The 17,221-nt window shown below is 64.6% G+C and carries 13 protein-coding genes; 8 read left to right on the top strand and 5 right to left on the bottom strand.

Translation table 11 applies throughout. The features are described from left to right. From VGN72_17575 to VGN72_17565, 3 genes are all read left to right on the top strand, one after another. The coding region (locus VGN72_17575) for a transposase (protein ID HEV7301181.1) at window positions 1-120 on the top strand (120 nt) is incomplete at its 5' end. Window positions 121-504: 384 nt separating this feature from the next. Continuing rightward, window positions 505-720 (top strand): DUF433 domain-containing protein, encoded by a 216-nt coding sequence (locus VGN72_17570; protein ID HEV7301180.1) that lies wholly within the window; start codon window positions 505-507, stop codon window positions 718-720. A 15-nt stretch (window positions 721-735) separates the two neighbouring features. Next, window positions 736-1,173 carry a hypothetical protein gene (locus VGN72_17565; protein ID HEV7301179.1) on the top strand — a complete coding sequence of 146 codons (438 nt, stop codon included), beginning with the start codon at window positions 736-738 and terminating at the stop codon, window positions 1,171-1,173. A gap of 80 nt (window positions 1,174-1,253) precedes the next feature. On the opposite strand, the gene VGN72_17560 is transcribed toward VGN72_17565, so the two are convergent. The 4 genes from VGN72_17560 to VGN72_17545 form a co-directional block, all read right to left on the bottom strand. Further along, window positions 1,254-2,000, bottom strand: coding sequence for a hypothetical protein (locus VGN72_17560; protein HEV7301178.1), 747 nt, complete (start codon window positions 1,998-2,000; stop codon window positions 1,254-1,256). Window positions 2,001-2,175: 175 nt separating this feature from the next. Continuing rightward, on the bottom strand, window positions 2,176-5,325 hold the full coding sequence (gene uvrA / locus VGN72_17555) for an excinuclease ABC subunit UvrA (GenBank protein HEV7301177.1): 3,150 nt from the start codon (window positions 5,323-5,325) through the stop codon (window positions 2,176-2,178). 525 nt (window positions 5,326-5,850) lie between these two features. Then, window positions 5,851-7,656, bottom strand: coding sequence for a GNAT family N-acetyltransferase (locus tag VGN72_17550; GenBank protein HEV7301176.1), 1,806 nt, complete (start codon window positions 7,654-7,656; stop codon window positions 5,851-5,853). A gap of 532 nt (window positions 7,657-8,188) precedes the next feature. Beyond that, window positions 8,189-9,061, bottom strand: a complete 873-nt coding sequence (locus VGN72_17545; protein ID HEV7301175.1) for an XRE family transcriptional regulator — start codon at window positions 9,059-9,061, stop codon at window positions 8,189-8,191. 476 nt (window positions 9,062-9,537) lie between these two features. Here VGN72_17545 and VGN72_17540 point away from each other — a divergent pair, with 476 nt between their 5' ends. The 3 genes from VGN72_17540 (at window position 9,538) to VGN72_17530 (ending at window position 12,479) form a co-directional block, all read left to right on the top strand. Next, window positions 9,538-10,101 (top strand): MarR family transcriptional regulator, encoded by a 564-nt coding sequence (locus VGN72_17540; protein ID HEV7301174.1) that lies wholly within the window; start codon window positions 9,538-9,540, stop codon window positions 10,099-10,101. Between the two features lie 99 nt (window positions 10,102-10,200). Beyond that, complete coding sequence (locus VGN72_17535; protein ID HEV7301173.1) at window positions 10,201-10,773, top strand: YceI family protein; 573 nt, start codon at window positions 10,201-10,203, stop codon at window positions 10,771-10,773. Window positions 10,774-11,057: 284 nt separating this feature from the next. After that, window positions 11,058-12,479: a kelch repeat-containing protein gene (locus VGN72_17530; protein ID HEV7301172.1), complete on the top strand. Its 1,422-nt coding sequence runs from the start codon at window positions 11,058-11,060 to the stop codon at window positions 12,477-12,479. Between the two features lie 710 nt (window positions 12,480-13,189). Here the strand turns inward: VGN72_17530 and VGN72_17525 are convergent. Further along, window positions 13,190-15,757 carry a GH116 family glycosyl-hydrolase gene (locus VGN72_17525; protein HEV7301171.1) on the bottom strand — a complete coding sequence of 856 codons (2,568 nt, stop codon included), beginning with the start codon at window positions 15,755-15,757 and terminating at the stop codon, window positions 13,190-13,192. 136 nt (window positions 15,758-15,893) lie between these two features. Here VGN72_17525 and VGN72_17520 point away from each other — a divergent pair, with 136 nt between their 5' ends. Next, a complete protein-coding gene (locus tag VGN72_17520; GenBank protein HEV7301170.1) occupies window positions 15,894-16,925 on the top strand; it encodes a Gfo/Idh/MocA family oxidoreductase in 1,032 nt (343 codons plus the stop codon). A gap of 104 nt (window positions 16,926-17,029) precedes the next feature. Next, window positions 17,030-17,221, top strand: a 192-nt coding sequence (locus tag VGN72_17515; GenBank protein ID HEV7301169.1) for a chemotaxis protein CheW, incomplete at its 3' end; no start/stop codon positions are given.

Below are 17,221 nucleotides of genomic sequence, written 5' to 3'. Positions count from 1 at the left end.
ATCGAGCGATTCTTCTGCCGCATCCGCCGCTGCCGGCGCGTGGCCACGCGGTACGAGAAGAAGGCCGCCAACTTCGCCGGCTTCGTCTACCTCGCAGCCTTCATCACCGCGGAGGAATGAATGTCCGTACCACCTAGAGCGGGTAGCAGGTCTTCGTAGCGTGGCACGGGTTTTCAACCCGTGATTCGCCCTTAGGAAACACGGGTTGGAAACCCGTGCCACAGCGAGCTGTCGCCACGAGGAACTGCAATCTGCCCTAATGCTCCCCGCCCCGGTACAGAGCGCCGACATCCCCGGTTTGACCACCATTCCCACGCTGGCCGAACTGCACAGACAGCGCGAAGCGTTCGCCATCGCCAGTAACGAACGGGCCGCGGCGTAGGCGGCGAAAAGGGTGACGGGAAAAGCGGGCGAGAGCCTCAGTTCCTGGAGCAACTCCCGACCCCTTATCCCTCCGTGGAGTTGCGTGTACCCTCACGATCGGGCAATGGGTACGATGGAGGCATGGAGCCGATCATCACCCGCAACCCCAAGGTCATGCACGGCACCCCGTGCTTTGCCGGCACGCGCGTGGCGGTGCAGACGTTCTTCGACCATTTGGAGGCCGGCTACACGATCGACGGCTTCCTCGAGCAGTTCCCCATCGTGCGACGGGAGCAGGTCGTGCAACTGCTCGCCCGACTAAGGGAGGACGCCGCCCGCGTGGCGGTGCCGGCGTGAAGGCTTATACCGCTAATGGAGCCGAAGGTGGGCATTATTTTAGATCGGTGGGCAAGGCAGGAGTGCCGCATCGAGTATGGCATCTATTTTCCGGATGACACGTACGTGCCGTTCGATGGGATGAAGGCAGCTGGTAAACGACGCCAGGTTGGCCCGCTGGTCAGCGCCAGACCGGACGGCTGGGCGAGCCTCGACCCGGTGCTGTTGGTAGAAGTGGGAGTTCAGGTATGGGGCGGCGAGACCTCGTGGGAAGGTGTCGGCTTCCTGGCTGTCTGCGAACCCAATGGTTCGCTCAAATGGCTGCTTCACTGCGAGGACAGCGAGCCGTTCGTCTCGGCCCAAGTGCAGGATGGAACGGTAGTCGCAGTGTCGAATGATGGGATTTTGCGCCGTTACGACTGGCAAGTGCCGCTAAAATCACCTTGGGATGCGGTCATTTCGACGGCTCCCTGATCCCGGATGCGAATGGGCCAGATAAAGTTAGGTTCCGCCCACCCACCAGCACGGGCGGCGTACCGCCAGTGGGACCCGGCTTAGTCTTGCTTTGGCTGATCGAAGCTCAGCAAAAACTCCGACTCGAGCGGTGGCAGACTCACCCGCGTGCCGCGTTGCAACCCGACGTAGTACAGGATCGACCCGTACCAATTGAACGCGTCGGAGAACAGCCGGGGCTTGCGGTTCCGCTTTGCATAGGCAGTGAACTGAGCGACGAGGCGCTCGTGAAAAGCGGCGGCATCCCCCACGATAAGCGCGTCGAACGCGGCGTGGACCCACTCGTGAGACTTCGACTTCGCCTTCTGCGATTGCCGCAGCAGTTGCTCGTACTCGGCCGGCGGCTTGCCGGACACGAAGTCGCGCAGTGCGATCCAGAACGCCTTGCGATCGGGTTCCGTATAGGCATCCAAGTCTGGTCCGACGTAGTCGAGCAACTTCCGCGCGTCCTCCCACCGGTCAAGCGCCATCGCCCATCCGGTCGAAAGGAGGAGTTCTGGCTGCCAGACCAGCTTGCGGAAATCTGCGCGCGTGTACTTGTAGACGCCCTTTTCCCATGCCTGATTCCAATCGCCGTGGAAATACTCGATGCCGGCCTCGACCACGCGTGAAGCAAAGGGCATCGCGTCGTGCGGACGGCTCGAAAGGAGATACAAGACAGCGCAGCCGCTCTGCTGGTTGATGTCGTCAAAAAGCTGAAGCTGTAACCACGGCTTGGGACTTTTAACCTTGCAGAACGACTCTAGCAGCGATTTGACGTCAACGCCGCGTTTTTCACCCAAGGTCATAAAGCCCGTCCTCTGGAAACGCGGCGTGCGGTGTACAGTTGTCATCCCGATGGGAGCCTAAGGCGACCTGAGAAATCTCGAACGGCGAGAGGTTCCCGGCCTTGGGAGATCCCTCAGGTCGGCAAGCCTCCCGTCGGGATGACAGGTGGAGCAGGACCGCGGCGCGCAACCGGGTCTACACCGCCACCGCCTCTTGTTTGCGGACCTTCCCCTGTCGCTTGGCCAGTTCCTTGGATTCTTCCAGCTTCGGCTTCAGGTATTCGCCCGTGTAGCTGCCCTTCACCTCGGCGACCGCTTCCGGGGTGCCGGTGGCCATGACGCGGCCGCCGCCTTCGCCGCCTTCGGGGCCCATGTCGATGAGCCAGTCGGCGCACTTGATGACGTCGAGGTTGTGCTCGATGACCAATACCGTGTTGCCCATGTCGGCCAGGCGGTTGAGGACGTTCAGCAGGTTCTGGATGTCGGCGAAGTGCAGGCCGGTGGTGGGTTCGTCTAAGACGTAGAGCGTGTGGCCGGTGGGGTTCTTGCCGAGTTCGCTGGCGAGTTTGACGCGTTGGGCCTCGCCGCCGGAGAGTTGGGTGGAGGGTTGGCCTAAGCGCACGTAACCGAGGCCGACGTCGCTGAGGGCTTTTAGCATGCGGTAGATGAGGGGGATGTTCTCGAAGAAGCCGAGCGATTCCTCGACCGTCATCGCCAGCACGTCGGCGATGCTCTTGCCGCGGTAGTGGATCTGCAGCGTCTCGGCGTTGAAGCGCGTGCCGTGGCAGACTTCGCAGGGGACGTTGACGTTGGGCAGGAAGTGCATTTCGATGCACTTGATGCCCTGGCCCTGGCAGGCCTCGCAGCGGCCGCCCTTCACGTTGAAGCTGAAGCGGCCGGCGGCGTAACCACGCAGCTTGGCCTCGCGGGTCTTGGTGAAGACCTTGCGCACCTCGTCGAAGACGCCGGTGTAAGTGGCGGGGTTGCTGCGCGGCGTGCGGCCGATGGGGGACTGGTCGATCTCGATCACCTTGTCGATGCGGTTCACACCGGCCAGCGACTTATGCTCACCGGCCTTGGTCTTACTGGCGTACAGCTTGCGCTTTAGCGCGGGCAGGAGCGTCTGGTTGATGAGGGTGCTCTTGCCGCTGCCGCTGACACCGGTGACGCAGACGAACCCGCCGAGCGGGATGCGCACGTCGACGTTCTGCAGGTTGTTCTCGCGGCAGCCCTTCAGTTCGATGCAGTTCTTGTCCGGATCGATTGGCCGACGGATGTCGGGCGTGCGGATCGAAAGTTCACCCGTGAGGTATTTGATCGTGATGCTCTGCGTCTGCGACAGCACGTCGGGCATGGGCCCGTTGGCGATGAGCTGCCCGCCATGCGAACCGGCGGCGGGGCCGATGTCGATCAGATGGTCGGCGGCGCGAATGCAGTCCTCGTCATGCTCGACCATCAGCACGGTGTTGCCGATGTCGCGCAGGCGCAGCAGCGTGCGGATCAGGCGCGTGTTATCGCGCTGGTGCAAGCCGATCGTCGGCTCGTCCAGCACGTAGCAGACGCCCACGAGGCCGCTACCGACCTGCGTCGCCAGGCGGATGCGCTGCGCCTCGCCGCCACTGAGCGACCCCGTGCGGCGGTCGAGCGTGAGGTAGCCCAAGCCGACGTCGAACATAAAGCCGAGGCGGGCGCCGATCTCGCGCATGATCGGCTCGGCGATCGCGGTGCCTTCCTCGCTGAGGCGCAGCTTGGCGAAGAAGTCCTTGGCGCGGGCGACGGTCATCTTGGTCACGTCGTCGATGCTGTAACCGGGCAACGCGGGCAGGACGGTGGCGGAGGATTTGTCTTCCGTCACCTCGACTTCGGCCTCCTTGGCCTTGGCCTTCTTTTTCTTCTTCGTGCCGATCGGCTGATCGTTCTCGTCGTACTTCTGCACGGGCGCGGGGTCGGCGGCGCAGCTGAGGGCGGCGTCGACGTGGCCGTCCAGCGTGTGCAGGCGCACGGCCATCGCTTCCTTCTTCAGGCGCGTGCCGCAGCAGGTGTCGCAGGGCTGCTCGCTCATGTAACCGTGCAGGCGATGCTTCACCCATTCGCTCTCGGTGGTCTCGAAACGCCGCTGAAGCTGCGGGACGACGCCTTCAAACTCGGTGCCGGTGCCGTTGTCCCCCTTGGCCTCGGTGCCGAACATCAGGATATCGCGGACCTTCTTGGGGATCAGGCTGTACGGGTCGGTGTAGCTGACGCCAAAGTCGCGGCAGAACGTGCGCAGCACACGGCTGTAGTAGATGTTCATCCGCTTGCCGTTCTTACGCCAGGCTTCGATCGCGCCCTTCTCCATCGAGATGGTTTCGTCGGGCACAACCAGTTCGGCGTCAAACTCGAACACGGTGCCCAGGCCGTGGCATTCCGGGCAGGCGCCGTGCGGGCTGTTGAAGCTGAACAGCCGCGGTTCCAGTTCGGGCAGCGAGACGTTGGGGTGGATGGGGCAGGCGAACTTTTCGCTGTAGATCTGGTCGGTCCACGTGCCGTCGGGGTTGCCGGTGGCGACGATGACGAGGCCCTGTGCCAGCTTCAACGCCGTCTCGATCGAATCGGCCAATCGCGAGCGGATCTCGGGCTTCAGCACGATGCGGTCGACGACGGCCTCGATGTCGTGCTTGAAGGTCTTCTTCAGGGCTGGCGCCTTGTCGGGCGATTGCAGCTCGTGCATCTCGCCATCCACGCGGGCGCGCACGAAGCCCTGCTTGTGGATGGCCGCGAAGATGTCCTTGTGTTCACCCTTCTGGCTGCGCACGAGGGGGGACATCACCATCACCTTGGTGCCGGCAGGGTGTTTCATCACCGCATCCACGATCTGCGACGGCGTCTGCGACGAGATCTCCCGACCACATTCCCAGCAGTGGGGCGTGCCGGCGCGGGCGAAGAGGACGCGCAGGTAGTCGTAAATCTCCGTGGTCGTGGCGACGGTCGACCGCGGGTTGGAGCTGCTGCCGCGCTGTTCGATGGAAATGGTGGGGGGCAGGCCCTCGATCTCGTCGACTTCCGGCTTTTGCAATTGATCGAGAAACTGGCGCGCGTAGGTGGAGAGGCTCTCCATGTACTTGCGCTGGCCCTCGGCGAACACGGTATCGAACGCGAGCGTGCTCTTGCCGCTGCCGCTGAGGCCGGTGATGACCACGAGCTGGTCGCGCGGGATGTCGACCGAGACGCCCTTGAGGTTGTGTTCCCGCGCCCCGCGAATCTTGATCGCTCGGCTGGCATATACGGGCGTGCGGACGCCGCCGTCACCGTTGGTGGGGGTGGGGGTACCGTTGGAAGCGCTGCGGCCAGTGGCGTCACGGCTCATGAATGGGTTCTCGTCTACGTGGAGGTCGGTCGGCTCGATCCGGTTGATCGCGGTCAGGTAGTTTAGGCGGCCTGCCCCGCCTTGTACGTTCGAGCCCAACCGCAAAATTTGCGAGAGCAAGTGTATGGGGAAAGTACGGTCTGAGTAAAGGTGGGGTTCGGGGAACCTTCTCGTGGCGTTTTAGGGGGCGGTGGGGGAGAAAAGAGACGCGAAGTCGCGAAGTCGCGAAGGGGACGCGAAGGAAGAGGGAGGCCCGTGCAGTGGGCGGCGGCGGCGGCGCGGGTATCGTCAGGTTGAGGGTGACAGGACTGTCGCGTTCGCATGCCCGTAGCATGGGCGGCCCGCCCATGGCGTCGGTACGCCGATGCAGCCTCTTGCCCTTGTAGCGCTCGACCGACAGCCGGGTGAACTGCCCGTCCTGGACGGCATCGAGATCCGCCGCGGTCGCCGCGCGGCGCGGTGTCGCACTGCGCTGGTGCTGATGAGATGGGAGTGACGGGACGGCCCTGGAGTGGTGAGCGCCGATCAGTCTGCTGCCACGGTTGCAGGCGCCTCGGTACGCTTGGCCGGTTGAGGACCAGGGACCGCGCCCGGCGACGGCGGCGCATTCACGGACTGAATCGCCGGCTTCATTCGCATCCCGAGCACCGTCGAGCCGATCGTCGTCTGCTGGCACTCAAAACCCATGGCTTCCACGGCGCTGAACGAAAGCCCTTCCCGCCCGCTGCTGATCGCCATCGCCAGTCGTGCGCCCGGGCACGTTCGCGCATCGGCCAGGATGGCATTCAGCACTGCCCGCGTCATCGCCGCGTCGGCCGGCCGCTGGCAGCATCCCTCTGCGATCACGACCGCACCTTCGGGCACCGCCACGTTCGCCGGCGCATCGTCCGGATCGGCCTCGCCCGGCGGAATGACCCACACGAGCTGGGCGAGTTTTCCATCGCGCACCACCGTGTACATTTGCCGTCCCCGATCCAGATGCTGCAGCGCCGCAGCCAGGAACACCTGCCGCGACGCCAGCGACCCCCGGCTGGCGTGCAGCAGCAGGTCCTCCAGCGCATTGCGCCGAACCTCGATCTCCTGCCCAACCGGCGGCGGGAGCGCATCGCCATCCAGCGGCCGCGTGTAGGCCCGGGTCTCCTCGCGCGATTTCACCCACCGGCCCGCGTCGCGCCACAGCCCGCGCTTCAGGTAATCTCCGTTGAGCTTTGCCTTCACGTACAGCTTCGCCTTCAGCGGGTTGATCGACAGCCGATTGAGAACGGTCTTCGCCAGGCCCTTGTACGCCTGGCGGACGCGCTCCCGGCGTTCCATCCGCTTTTTGGCCGAGACATCGGGCAGGACCAGCAGCGTGTGGACTTCATCCCCACCGTTGGCGAAGCGCTCCTTGTACCCGTCGCCGCTGGGGGTGAGGTCGAAGCGCGCGTACCCGTCGTCGGCAAGCATGCGGGCCAGCATCAGCAGGTGCAGCTTGCCAGGCGAATGACGCGACCACATCGGGTTGTGAACGATGAACCCAAGTTGCAGCTCGCGCCCGCGCGGGCCATCGGTGATCGCGCCGATATGCGCCGCTGCGAGCCGCCCACCGACATGCATCGTCGTCACATGCAGCAGGCCGGACTGGCGGAACAGCGCTGCGTGAAACTCGGTCTGCCGCGCGGTCGTATGGAATCCCACCGACCCATGCGCCGCGGCGTGGCGCAGATCCCAGAGGAGCACGATCTGCGGAAACAGCGCCTCGAACTCCACTGGGTCGGTGACGCGCCGGAACTCGACCGCCCCCATCTTCTGCAGGCGCTTCAGTTTGCTCTTGTTGCTGCCTTTGGAGAGCGACGCCTTCGCCCCGGCCCCACCGTCACTCAAATCCAGCAGGGGCCGGCGCGACGGCGCGGCAAAGCACAGCTCGGCCGCCCGGCCCTGGCGCACCCAGTTCAGCGGCGTCCCCGCCGCCAGGAAGTGAAATCGCAGCGACACGCCGGGCAACGCTTCGTTGAGCGCAGCGATCGCCCGCGGTGGAAACGTCTCGGCGACCGCCTCAGTCGAGAGCCACCCGTGATATTCCGCCTGGTGCCGCCCCGCCACGAGCAGTTCGCCATCGCGCCCCAGCGCGAGCACCATCAGTCCGCACAGCGCCGCCTGCTCATCCTGCCCCATCACCAGCACGGGCTCGAAGTCTTCCGAATAGGTGTCGTACCAGGTCTGCGCAAACGCCGGCGATTGAAACGCCGTGCCCCACGGGCACCCAGCGCCCAGCACCCGCCACGACTCGACAAAACGCGCGTCGCGCAGCTTGTCCACTGCCGCCGAACCGCGCAGCACCTGAATACGCATCTCTCCCACCATCCTCTCGGTGAGCAACTGTACCCCACGATCCCCCGCTGAGGCGGCGGTCAGGTGGCCGCGCATGCGGCAGATGCCGCATTTCGCCGAAGCCTGCATGAGCTATGCGGGTTGTATGGTGACCTCCGAGACCCGATCGCCCCCCGTCCAATCGCGCCCGTCCAAACCCCACCCCGGTTATCGGGCCACGACTTTCACGGGCGGCCGCCCGTGGTACGGGGGAAGCGGGTACTGGTGCAGTTTGGATTGCTTCGTAGGGGCAGGCCTCCGTGCCTGCCCTCTTTCTTCGGCTAGAGCAGGGGACACTTTCGCGTAGCGAGTGCCCTCTGGGTGCCACGGTTTGGTACTCCAAGCCGTGCCTGCCGCACGCCCGAGACACGGCTTGGAGTACCAAACCGTGGCACCCGAACGCTACGGAAGGTGCGCCCTGCTCTAGAGCGAAGAGGGCAGGCACGGAGGCCTGCCCCTACGGGCAAACTGCACCAGTACCGGGAAGCGACATCGTTCGTCTTGCCTTCCCGCTTCAGTCGATCTTCTCGTACCGATACATCGCCCGGTACAGCCCGGTAACCTTTTCGCTGGGGATAACTTGCGGGCGGTACTTTTCGTTGCGGGGTTGTAAGCGCAACACGGGGCGGCCGTCCTCGTCGCCTTCGAAGAAGACGCGCTTGAAGGTGCAGGTGCCGTCCTCGAAGCGAACGAAGCAGTCGTCACCGTCGCGCGGGTTGCCGGCGGGGGAGAAGATGACGATGTCACCTTCCGTGTAGCGGGGGGTCATGCTGTCGCCATGCACGCGGGCGGCGAAGGCATCGGGGTCGCGCACGTCGGGGCAGCTGACGTAGTCGTCCGCCACGCCGCGCGGGTAGGCGAGGTCGGTGAAGTCCTTCGGGTAACCGGCCGACACCTTGTTGATGACCGGCACGGCGTTGGTCGCGATCGCCTCGACGTTGCCGCTGGACCGGTCGACCAATTCGTGCAGCACGCCGGAGAGGTAGGCATCGTCCAGATCGATCCCCGACAACGCGGGTGCGCCGGCCGAACCCGGCGCCGTAATCGTCGCGGTGCCACCGCCACCCGCGGTGGTCGCCTTGCCCCCCGCGGCGGCGAGCGCGATGGCGGCGGTCTGTTCCTTCCCCTCGCGCATCAGCTTGGCCAGCATCGCCCGCACGTCGCGCGGCGTGCGCTGCAAATGCGCCTGCGTCAGCAACTCGCCAGGTGGGAAACCCAGCGTCTGCTCGAGCCGGCGCAGCTTCTCATCGCTGGGCGGGTTCGGCACCCGGCCGGTCTCAATCAGCGACAGGTACGGCTTGCTGATCTGCGTCCGACCCGCCAGCTCATCCAGCGTTAGCCCCAGCCGACGGCGCTGACGGCGAAGTTTTGTTCCAAGCGATTCCATGTTCCAGTTCCTATGGATAGCGACCTGTAGCGTAAGATGCAAGAAAAATGCCTGACAATGTCCTAACGGATGTTTTGCGGACACTAAGGTTTTGGAGGGATTGAACGGCCCCAAGGATGTGCCGACGATTCACGTGCAGGCTAAAGCATGTCATCCCGAAGGGAGCAGTAGCGACCTGAGGGATCTCGATTGACTGGCGGTGCGGGCTTGGGGAGATCCCACGGGCGTGCACCGCTCGTCGTTCGAGATCCCTCAGGTCGCCTTAGCTCCCTTCGGGATGACACCCACGCAGATGGGCGCTCCCTTTGATCCGTCAGACAGTGCCCAGGGTCGGGATGACAACTGCGCTTTGGTCAATAAATGTGATCCGTAAGACCGTGCCTGGCGTTCTGGCCATCCTCAATGATCCATCTTCTATGCTCACTTTATTTTATCCTCTTGACGACAATTGTTTAAACGAGTATATTTGGCTTGGTATGGCTGACAGGGTCTCAAAGACAACTTCTTCGCGGATCAGCACCGTCGAGGAAGCGGTCTTCCTGAACCTCCTGCGGACCGCCGACGCGCTGCAGGCGGAGTTGGCAATCGTGTTGAAGCCGGCCGGGTTGTCGCCGACGCAGTTCAACGTGCTGCACATTCTCCGCGGGGCGGGCGAATATGGGTTGACCAGCCGCGACGTGGGCAGCCGGATGATCACGCGCGACCCCGATCTCACCCGCCTGCTCGATCGGTTGGAAGCGCGTAAGCTCGTTAGCCGCGCCCGCTGCGAGAACGACCGTCGGCGGGTGTATAGCCGGATAACGCCTGAGGGGCGTGAATTGATTGATCAGTACGATGGCCCGGTTCAGGACCGCCTGCATCAGCTGCTCGGCCATCTCGGTACGACGAAACTGGATCGACTGACGCACCTGCTGGCCGACGCCCGCCAGCATGCCTCGCCGGGCGAAGCCACGTGCAATGGCGCAGCGACCTGTTCCGGCGAGCCCGGCGCAACCGCCGATCCGGCCACGTGCGATGGACGAACGGACAACGCAACTTAATTAACTGCAACCTTAGCGGCCTCATCCCATTATAGGGGTGGCACGCTATACATGAACTGAAACGTCCGCTTCCCCTTAACAATCAAAAAGGAGAACCCTATGTCCCTGCTTTCCAATCGTATCTTCGCATCCGTGCTCGCGCTCGGTCTGGCGTCGTCGGCAGCGCTGGCGGCCAAGACGTTTACGGTCGACCCGGTCCACTCGAACCTCGTCTTTAAAGTGCAGCACCTGGGCGTCAGCAACAACTGGGGCCGCGTGAACGACCCCACCGGTTCGTTCACGATTGGCGACGACGGCCTGCCGTCGTTCAACATCGAGGCCAAGACCGCCGCCATCGACACCGCCAACGCGCAGCGCGACGACCACCTGCGCGGGCCCGACTGGTTCGATGCCAAGCAGTTCCCCACGATGTCGTTCAAGAGCACCTCGGCCAAGAAGATCGACGACAACACCTTCGAGGTCGTCGGCGACTTCACGCTGAAGGGCGTCACCAAGCCCATCACCGTGGAACTGAAGAAGGTCGGTGAAGGCAAGGACCCCTGGGGCAAGTACCGCGCCGGCTACGAGACGTCGTTCACGATCAAGCGCAGCGACTACGGCGTGGCCGCCATGCCCGGTGGCATCGGTGAGGACGTGACGATCTGGGTGAACATCGAAGGCGTGCAGGAATAACCCCCGCGATAGCAGACCGCCCACGAATGGGCACGAATCAGCACGAATGGAGAGGCCCGCAATGCGTCTCTTATTCGTGCTTTTTCGTGCTCATTCGTGGGCCGCTCTTTTTCCGCGGCCTGAAGACGAGAAATAGACCTGACGACCCGCACATCCACCGCTAAGATGCGGCGGTCGTACGATCGGGGACCGTGGGTGCTTCACGACCTGTATTTGTTCGGCGTCAAGGAGTTGCAATGACGCGTCGTGATCGTCGAATTTCATCGAGCAAAAAATCAAACCGAGTGCTGCCCCTGGTCGAGGCCGTCGAGGCCCGGCGGTTGTTCGCCGTTACGCCCGGGGCGTTGACGATCAATGCGGGTGGCGCGGACCTGACCGACGCGAACGCGCAGACCTGGGCCGCCGACGCTGGCGCCACGGGTGGCAGCGCGTCGCCGGCCATCTTCGACGTCAGCGGCGCCGCCGACGGGTTGCTCTATTCCAACCACCGCGCCGGGACGTCGTTCACGTATGCGCTGCCGATGGAGTCCGGCGAGTACCAGGTTCGGCTGCACTTTGCCGAACCGATCCTGCAGCAGAACGGCCAGCGCGTGTTCGACGTGCTGGCCGAGGGCAGCGAGATCGTGACCGACCTCGACCTGCACGCCGTCGCCGGCACGCGCGTCGCCATCGTGCGCGAGGCCACGCTGGAAGTGATCGACGGCACGCTCAATTTGCAGTTCACCGCCGATCAGGGCAACGCCGTCGTGAGCGCCATCGAGGTGAACTACGTCGGCCCCGCGAGCGACCCGCTGTCGGAGTTCACGCAGATCAACTGGTCGAATTTAAACTCGCCCAGCCCCATCAGCCGCATCGAGGCGACGCGCGCCGTGATCGACGGCAAGCTGTACGTGTTCGGCGGGTTCAGCGGGGTCACCGGGCCGAGCAACCGCGCCGACGTGTACGACCCCGCGACCAACTCGTGGACGCAGTTGGCCACCATGCCCGAACGCATCACCCACACCGGCGTGGCGGCGGTGGGGCGCGACATCTACTTCGCCGGGGCCTACATCGGCAACGGCATCAACTATAACCAGATCTACTCGTCGGTGAACGTGTGGCGGTACAACGTCGACACCAACACGTACACCGCCACCGTTCCACTGCCCGAGCCCCGCGCCGGTGGCGGGTTGGTGCACGTCGATGGCTACCTCTACTTCTTCGGTGGCGGTGACGACACGCCCCAACGCACCGACCGCGCCGAAACCTGGCGCCTGAAGGTCGACGGCGGCACCGAGTGGGAACCGCTCGCCGACATGCCTGACGCCCGCAACCACCTGGGCTACTTCGATTACGCCGGCAAGGTCTGGGCGATCGGCGGGCAGCACAGCTTCGACGAGGACCTGGAGACGCGCGACAGCTTCCACATGTACGACCCCGAGACCAACACCTGGACCGCCAAGGCGCCGATCCCGGTGCCGCTGTCGCACATCGGGTCGACCGTCTTCACGCTGGGCTCGCGCGCGGTCGTGGTGGGCGGCGAGTCCGACCATCTGGACGCGCGCAACGAGGTGCTGGCCTACGACTTCAACACCGACACGTGGACCGAACTGACCGCGCTCCCGGTCGACTCGTTCTCCGGTGTTGCGGTGGCAATCGACGGCGTCATCTACCACACCGCCGGCAACTCCGGCCGCACGACCTACGCGGGCCAACCGATGCTGTAAGACCGCCTTCCCCGCATGCGGGGCGGCGGAGCCTTCTCCCGCTTCTGTAGGACAGGCATTCCTGCCTGTCTCTCCCCCCGTATTCCTTCTTCTCTCTTCTGTGGCACAGGCATTCTTGCCTGTGTCTCTTCCTTCTTCTGGTGGGACGGACATTCTTGTCCGGACCTATGCACTTGACGAACTGCGCGGCCCTTTCGTCAAGTGCATAGGTCCGTTCTTGTCTGTCTCTCTTCTGTCTTTCCACTTGGGTGGGGCAGACATTCTTCTTGTCTGCCACGCAGCGGAGCCGCGATGGCGAAGAGGCAGAGGCGCCAAGGCGCGAAGGACGCGAAGGCGGACGCGAAGAAATTCAAAGGGTGTTGCGCCCACACCCCCTGAATCGCGTAGCGCGAACGTAGAGATGGATAGCGTGCTCTTTGACATCCGAATAGATGAAGCGAAACGCCTCGTCCGCTCCCTCGCCATCACCCGATGGTGCACAATGGTGCAAAATGGTGCACGGATTCGCCGTTTCACTTACCCAGACCGCCGCGGTAAACGTTCGATGACTTCTTCGCGCTCCTTCGCGAGCGCCCTTCGTGACCTTCGCGTTCGCTTTTCTGCTGTCGAAGCGCACGAGAGGCGTACAAGAATGTCCGTCCCCCAGTAAGGAATACGGGGGGAGAGCGGGGGGAGAGACAGGCAGGAATGCCCGTCCTACAGAAGACGTCCTAAACCCCGGCCGCGGCGCCAACGCGAACGGTCAACGGATCACCCGGCGTTACGACAACCGCCGTCGACGGGCGGACCGGCTCTCGGCCATCGATCATCAGTTCCGCCACGCGCACCGAACCGCCCAGCACCGCGAGCGTCGCCTCGATCTCATTCTCCGCGGGACGCTGCGTGAACGTGCCCCAGGCATAGCCATTGGACCAGAAGAACGTCGCGGGCTGCTCGGTTTGCGCAAAGCGAATAGACGCCGTGCGCGCGTCGTAAGAAAAGCCCGTGAGCGCCACCACGGCGGCCCAGCTGGCCATGGCCCGGGCGTAGTGGCGGCCGCACTCGGCCTCGTCGAACGGGTTGCGCCGCCGGCCGTCGTAGCGGGCGCGGATGGCCTCGATCACGCGCAGCCCTTCACCGCGCAGCCCTTCCTGCATCATGCCGACCGCGGCGGTATATTCGAAGCCGGTCATCACCTCGTTGAAGTACGGGAACGGGTGCCGCGGCCGCCGGCCGAGCGGGTAGCTGGCCATCACCAATGCCGTCTCGTCGCCCAGCACGTAGCTACGCATCGGGTTGAAGTGGTCGAAGAACTCCTCGTGGCGGTTGTGCTTGAAAATGCTGCCGAGCGTCGTGCGCACGTGCCGCGGATCGTGCAGGTCGCCCAGCCCGCAGATCTTGGCCATGTACTGCCCGACGAGTTGGTCGACCAGGCAGCCGGCGCCGAGCTGGAAGTCCGGATCACTCAGATCGCGCGCCCCGAACCGTGGGTGCCGCAGGCCGTCGGCGATAGAATCGGGACCGGCGGGGGGACGAACTTGGTGTTCGTAGTATTGGCCATTAAACAGGTGCTCGTCCATCCACGCCCGTCCGCGCTCGAACAAGCCACGACACTCGCGCGCGAAGGCGTCGTCACACAGATGGTTCGCCATTTCCTCGGCCGCGCGCAACGCACCGAGGTACCACCCCTGCATCTGCGGGTTGGGGCCGTAGTACTCGACGTCCATCGTGTTGTGCTGGCAGCCCTCCATCACACCGTCGCGGTCGGCGTCCCAGCCGCCTTTGATCCAGCAGAACGACAGTGCGGCCTTGGCCTTGGGCCAGAGCGACGAAAGCCACGCATCGTCGCCCGACAGCTTCCACTCGCGGTACAGCTTCATCACGCAGCCCATCTGCCCGTCGGCGGCCGCCATGCCGTGCTTGGTGGCGAATTCCAATGGCAGGTGGACGCGGAAGGACATCAGCCCGTCGTCGCGCGTGGCGTGGGCGAACTCGACCTCGCGCATCGTGCGCGCCAGATCGCCGAACAGGAACGGCACGGCCTGCTCGTAGTTCCAGACGTGCGTGCACGACCCCAGGCACGACCCGTGCCGTTCGAACACGCCTTCCCAGCCGTACAGCCGCCCGTCGGGCGTGCGGAAGCAGGTCTGCGTGCGCAGCGTCGACAGGTTGAACAGCGCCGCCTCCTTCACCGCCGGCGGCAGGGCGCTGTCGCAGAACGCGCGGACGAAGGTGAGCGTGTCGCGCTCCAGCGCGTCCAGCCGGGTTGTTGCCTTGGCCGCGGCGTCCCAGGCGTCAGTGAACTGCGTCGTGTAGTAGTTGCCGATGATCGGATCACCGCTGGCGCAGCGGCCGTTGTTCAGCCACGCGCCTTGGCCATTCGGCGACCACGACGGGCGATTCGGGAAGTGCCAGGCCAGCACGAACGTGATGGCCGACGATTGCCCCGGCGCCAGCGTCAATGAGACCGCCAACGCGCCCAATGGATCATTCGGCACCGGCGTGCTGCCGGGCGGCACATCATCCAGTTGGCCGTCGGCAGAAAAATCGTCCCACAGGTCGAGCAGGTCGGTGCCCCAACTGTGGATCGGCACGACCGGTCGGCAGCTGACGTGGTGGCCGGATTGGGCGGGCGTGGTTAGCGCGAGCGAACCCCAGTTGTGCGACGTGGCCGGCACATCACCGGCCTGCATGAACAGGCCGCTAAGGCCCGCATCGCTGCGGAACGTGTTGACGTTCTTGGCCGGTGCGCCCTCGGTGCCGTCAGCGCCGATGTGGTTCGTCATCGCGGCCATTACGCCGACGTGAAGGGGTTGATCGGTCGTGTTCCGCAGCCGCACGCGCAGCACGGCGATCGGCAGACCGCTGGCATTGGCATCGCCCGGCACCAGCGGATTGAACGCCTCGACCGTCGCCGTCACCGGAACCGCGGGGTCGCTGAGTTCGACCTGCCCGAACGGGTACGCCGCGTGAAACGCGCAATTGCGAAACCGCGGCAAACCATGGTTGGCGGCGTGGCTGCCGTCGGCGCCTTCGTACTCGCTGGCGTCCAGCGGACCTTCGAGTGCGCGCGTGGTCGCGTGACCGTCTGCAGTGCGTGCGTGGACCGCCAGTAGCGCCTGTCTCGGTCGAAAGCCCTTGGCGGGCCGGTTCACGTTTTCCCAGTCGCGCAAATCGCCGCGCCCACCGAGCGAGATCGTGCCTGTGCCGATGCCACCGATCGGCATCGCGATGCGCGCCAGTGAATCGCGGTCGTAACTACGCAGGATTGGCCAAGGGGTCGTCTGAGGTTGGTTCATGAAGTGAAGCTCCGGCCGTTCAAGAGGTCGTGGCAACAGTATTATGAATGCCCCGCCGCATTACAACGGCCGGAACGAAACTGTTGCGAAACCTGTTGGCTGGACAATCGCCACCCTTGCGGATGGGATGGGCCGCATGACGACGATGGACGAAGTGCGCTGGGGTATCCTGGGTTGCGGCGACGTGTGCGAGGTGAAGTCCGGACCGGCGCTCTACCAGACGCCGCGCTCGCGACTGGTGGCGGTCATGCGGCGCGACGGCGCCAAGGCCGCCGACTTCGCGAAGCGCCACGGCGTGCCGCGCTCGTACGACGATGCCGATGCGCTCATCGGCGATCCCGACGTCAACGCGATCTACATCGCCACGCCGCCCGGCTCCCATCGCGACCTGGCGCTGAAGGTCGCCGCTGCCGGTAAGGCGTGTTACGTCGAGAAGCCCATGGCCCGCACGCACGGCGAATGCCAGCAGATGGTCGACGCGTTCGCCGCTCGGAAGCTGCCCCTGTTCGTCGCCTACTACCGCCGCGGCATGCAGCGGTTCATCAAGGCGAAGGAACTGATCGACACCGGCACGCTCGGCACAGTCACCGGCATCACCTATCGCATGCTGCGCCCCGGCCACCGCGGCGCAAACGCCGGCTGGCGACTGAACCTGCCCGATTCGGGCGGCGGGCTATTCTTAGATGTCGGCTCGCACACGCTCGACATCCTCGACTTCCTCCTCGGCCCGCTCGCGAACGTCGCCGGCGTCGCGCTCAACCGCACCGGCCCGGCATCGGCGGGCGTCGAGGACACCGTCGCTATGTCGTTCGAGGCCGGTGGCGCCGTCGGCACCGCATCCTGGAACTTCGCTGCGGATGCGAACGAGGACCTCATTCAGATCCACGGCACCACCGCCACGCTCTCGCTCTCCACCTTCGGCCACGAGCCCGTCCGGCTCACGCACGGCGGCACGACCGACGAGTTCCCCTTCGCCGCGCCAGCACACGTGCACAGCGGATTGGTCGAAGCAATCGTGACCGAACTCACCACCGGCAACCCCACCTCCCCCAGCACCGCCGCGTCGGCGGCGCGAACGTCTCGAGTGATGGACGACGTGCTGAACAATTTTTATGGCGACCGCGAGATGCTGTTCACCCGCGCGGCTATCGCTGGCGCCGTCCCATAACGCGATCTGCGGAATAAATGCGAACCGCATCAAGTTCCGTGAGGCGTGTGACGAATAGTAGGGTGGCGTAACCCGGTAGGGGATTACCACCACTTGAGGTCATCATGTCGCATACGGAACCGAACGCGTCTCTTTCAACCTCTACCGCCCATGCGGGGAAGTACCTCACGTTCGGCTTGGGCAAGGAAGGCTATGGCCTGCAGATCCTGAAGGTCCGCGAGATCATCGGCTACATGGACATCACGGCCGTGCCGCGCACGCCCGGCTATGTCCGCGGCGTGATCAACCTGCGCGGC

The sequence above is a fragment of the Tepidisphaeraceae bacterium genome, from assembly GCA_035998445.1.
Lineage (GTDB): Bacteria > Planctomycetota > Phycisphaerae > Tepidisphaerales > Tepidisphaeraceae > DASYHQ01.
Note: the sequence above shows the minus strand (reverse complement) of the source record. Positions and strands in the feature narration are given on the sequence as shown.

Coding starts and splice junctions, on each gene's coding strand:
- VGN72_17570 (HEV7301180.1), top strand. CDS start 505: ATGGAGCCGATCATCACCCGCAACCCCAAGGTCATGCACGGCACCCCG.
- VGN72_17565 (HEV7301179.1), top strand. CDS start 736: ATGGAGCCGAAGGTGGGCATTATTTTAGATCGGTGGGCAAGGCAGGAG.
- VGN72_17560 (HEV7301178.1), bottom strand. CDS start 2,000: ATGACCTTGGGTGAAAAACGCGGCGTTGACGTCAAATCGCTGCTAGAG.
- uvrA (HEV7301177.1), bottom strand. CDS start 5,325: ATGAGCCGTGACGCCACTGGCCGCAGCGCTTCCAACGGTACCCCCACC.
- VGN72_17550 (HEV7301176.1), bottom strand. CDS start 7,656: ATGCGTATTCAGGTGCTGCGCGGTTCGGCGGCAGTGGACAAGCTGCGC.
- VGN72_17545 (HEV7301175.1), bottom strand. CDS start 9,061: ATGGAATCGCTTGGAACAAAACTTCGCCGTCAGCGCCGTCGGCTGGGG.
- VGN72_17540 (HEV7301174.1), top strand. CDS start 9,538: ATGGCTGACAGGGTCTCAAAGACAACTTCTTCGCGGATCAGCACCGTC.
- VGN72_17535 (HEV7301173.1), top strand. CDS start 10,201: ATGTCCCTGCTTTCCAATCGTATCTTCGCATCCGTGCTCGCGCTCGGT.
- VGN72_17525 (HEV7301171.1), bottom strand. CDS start 15,757: ATGAACCAACCTCAGACGACCCCTTGGCCAATCCTGCGTAGTTACGAC.
- VGN72_17520 (HEV7301170.1), top strand. CDS start 15,894: ATGACGACGATGGACGAAGTGCGCTGGGGTATCCTGGGTTGCGGCGAC.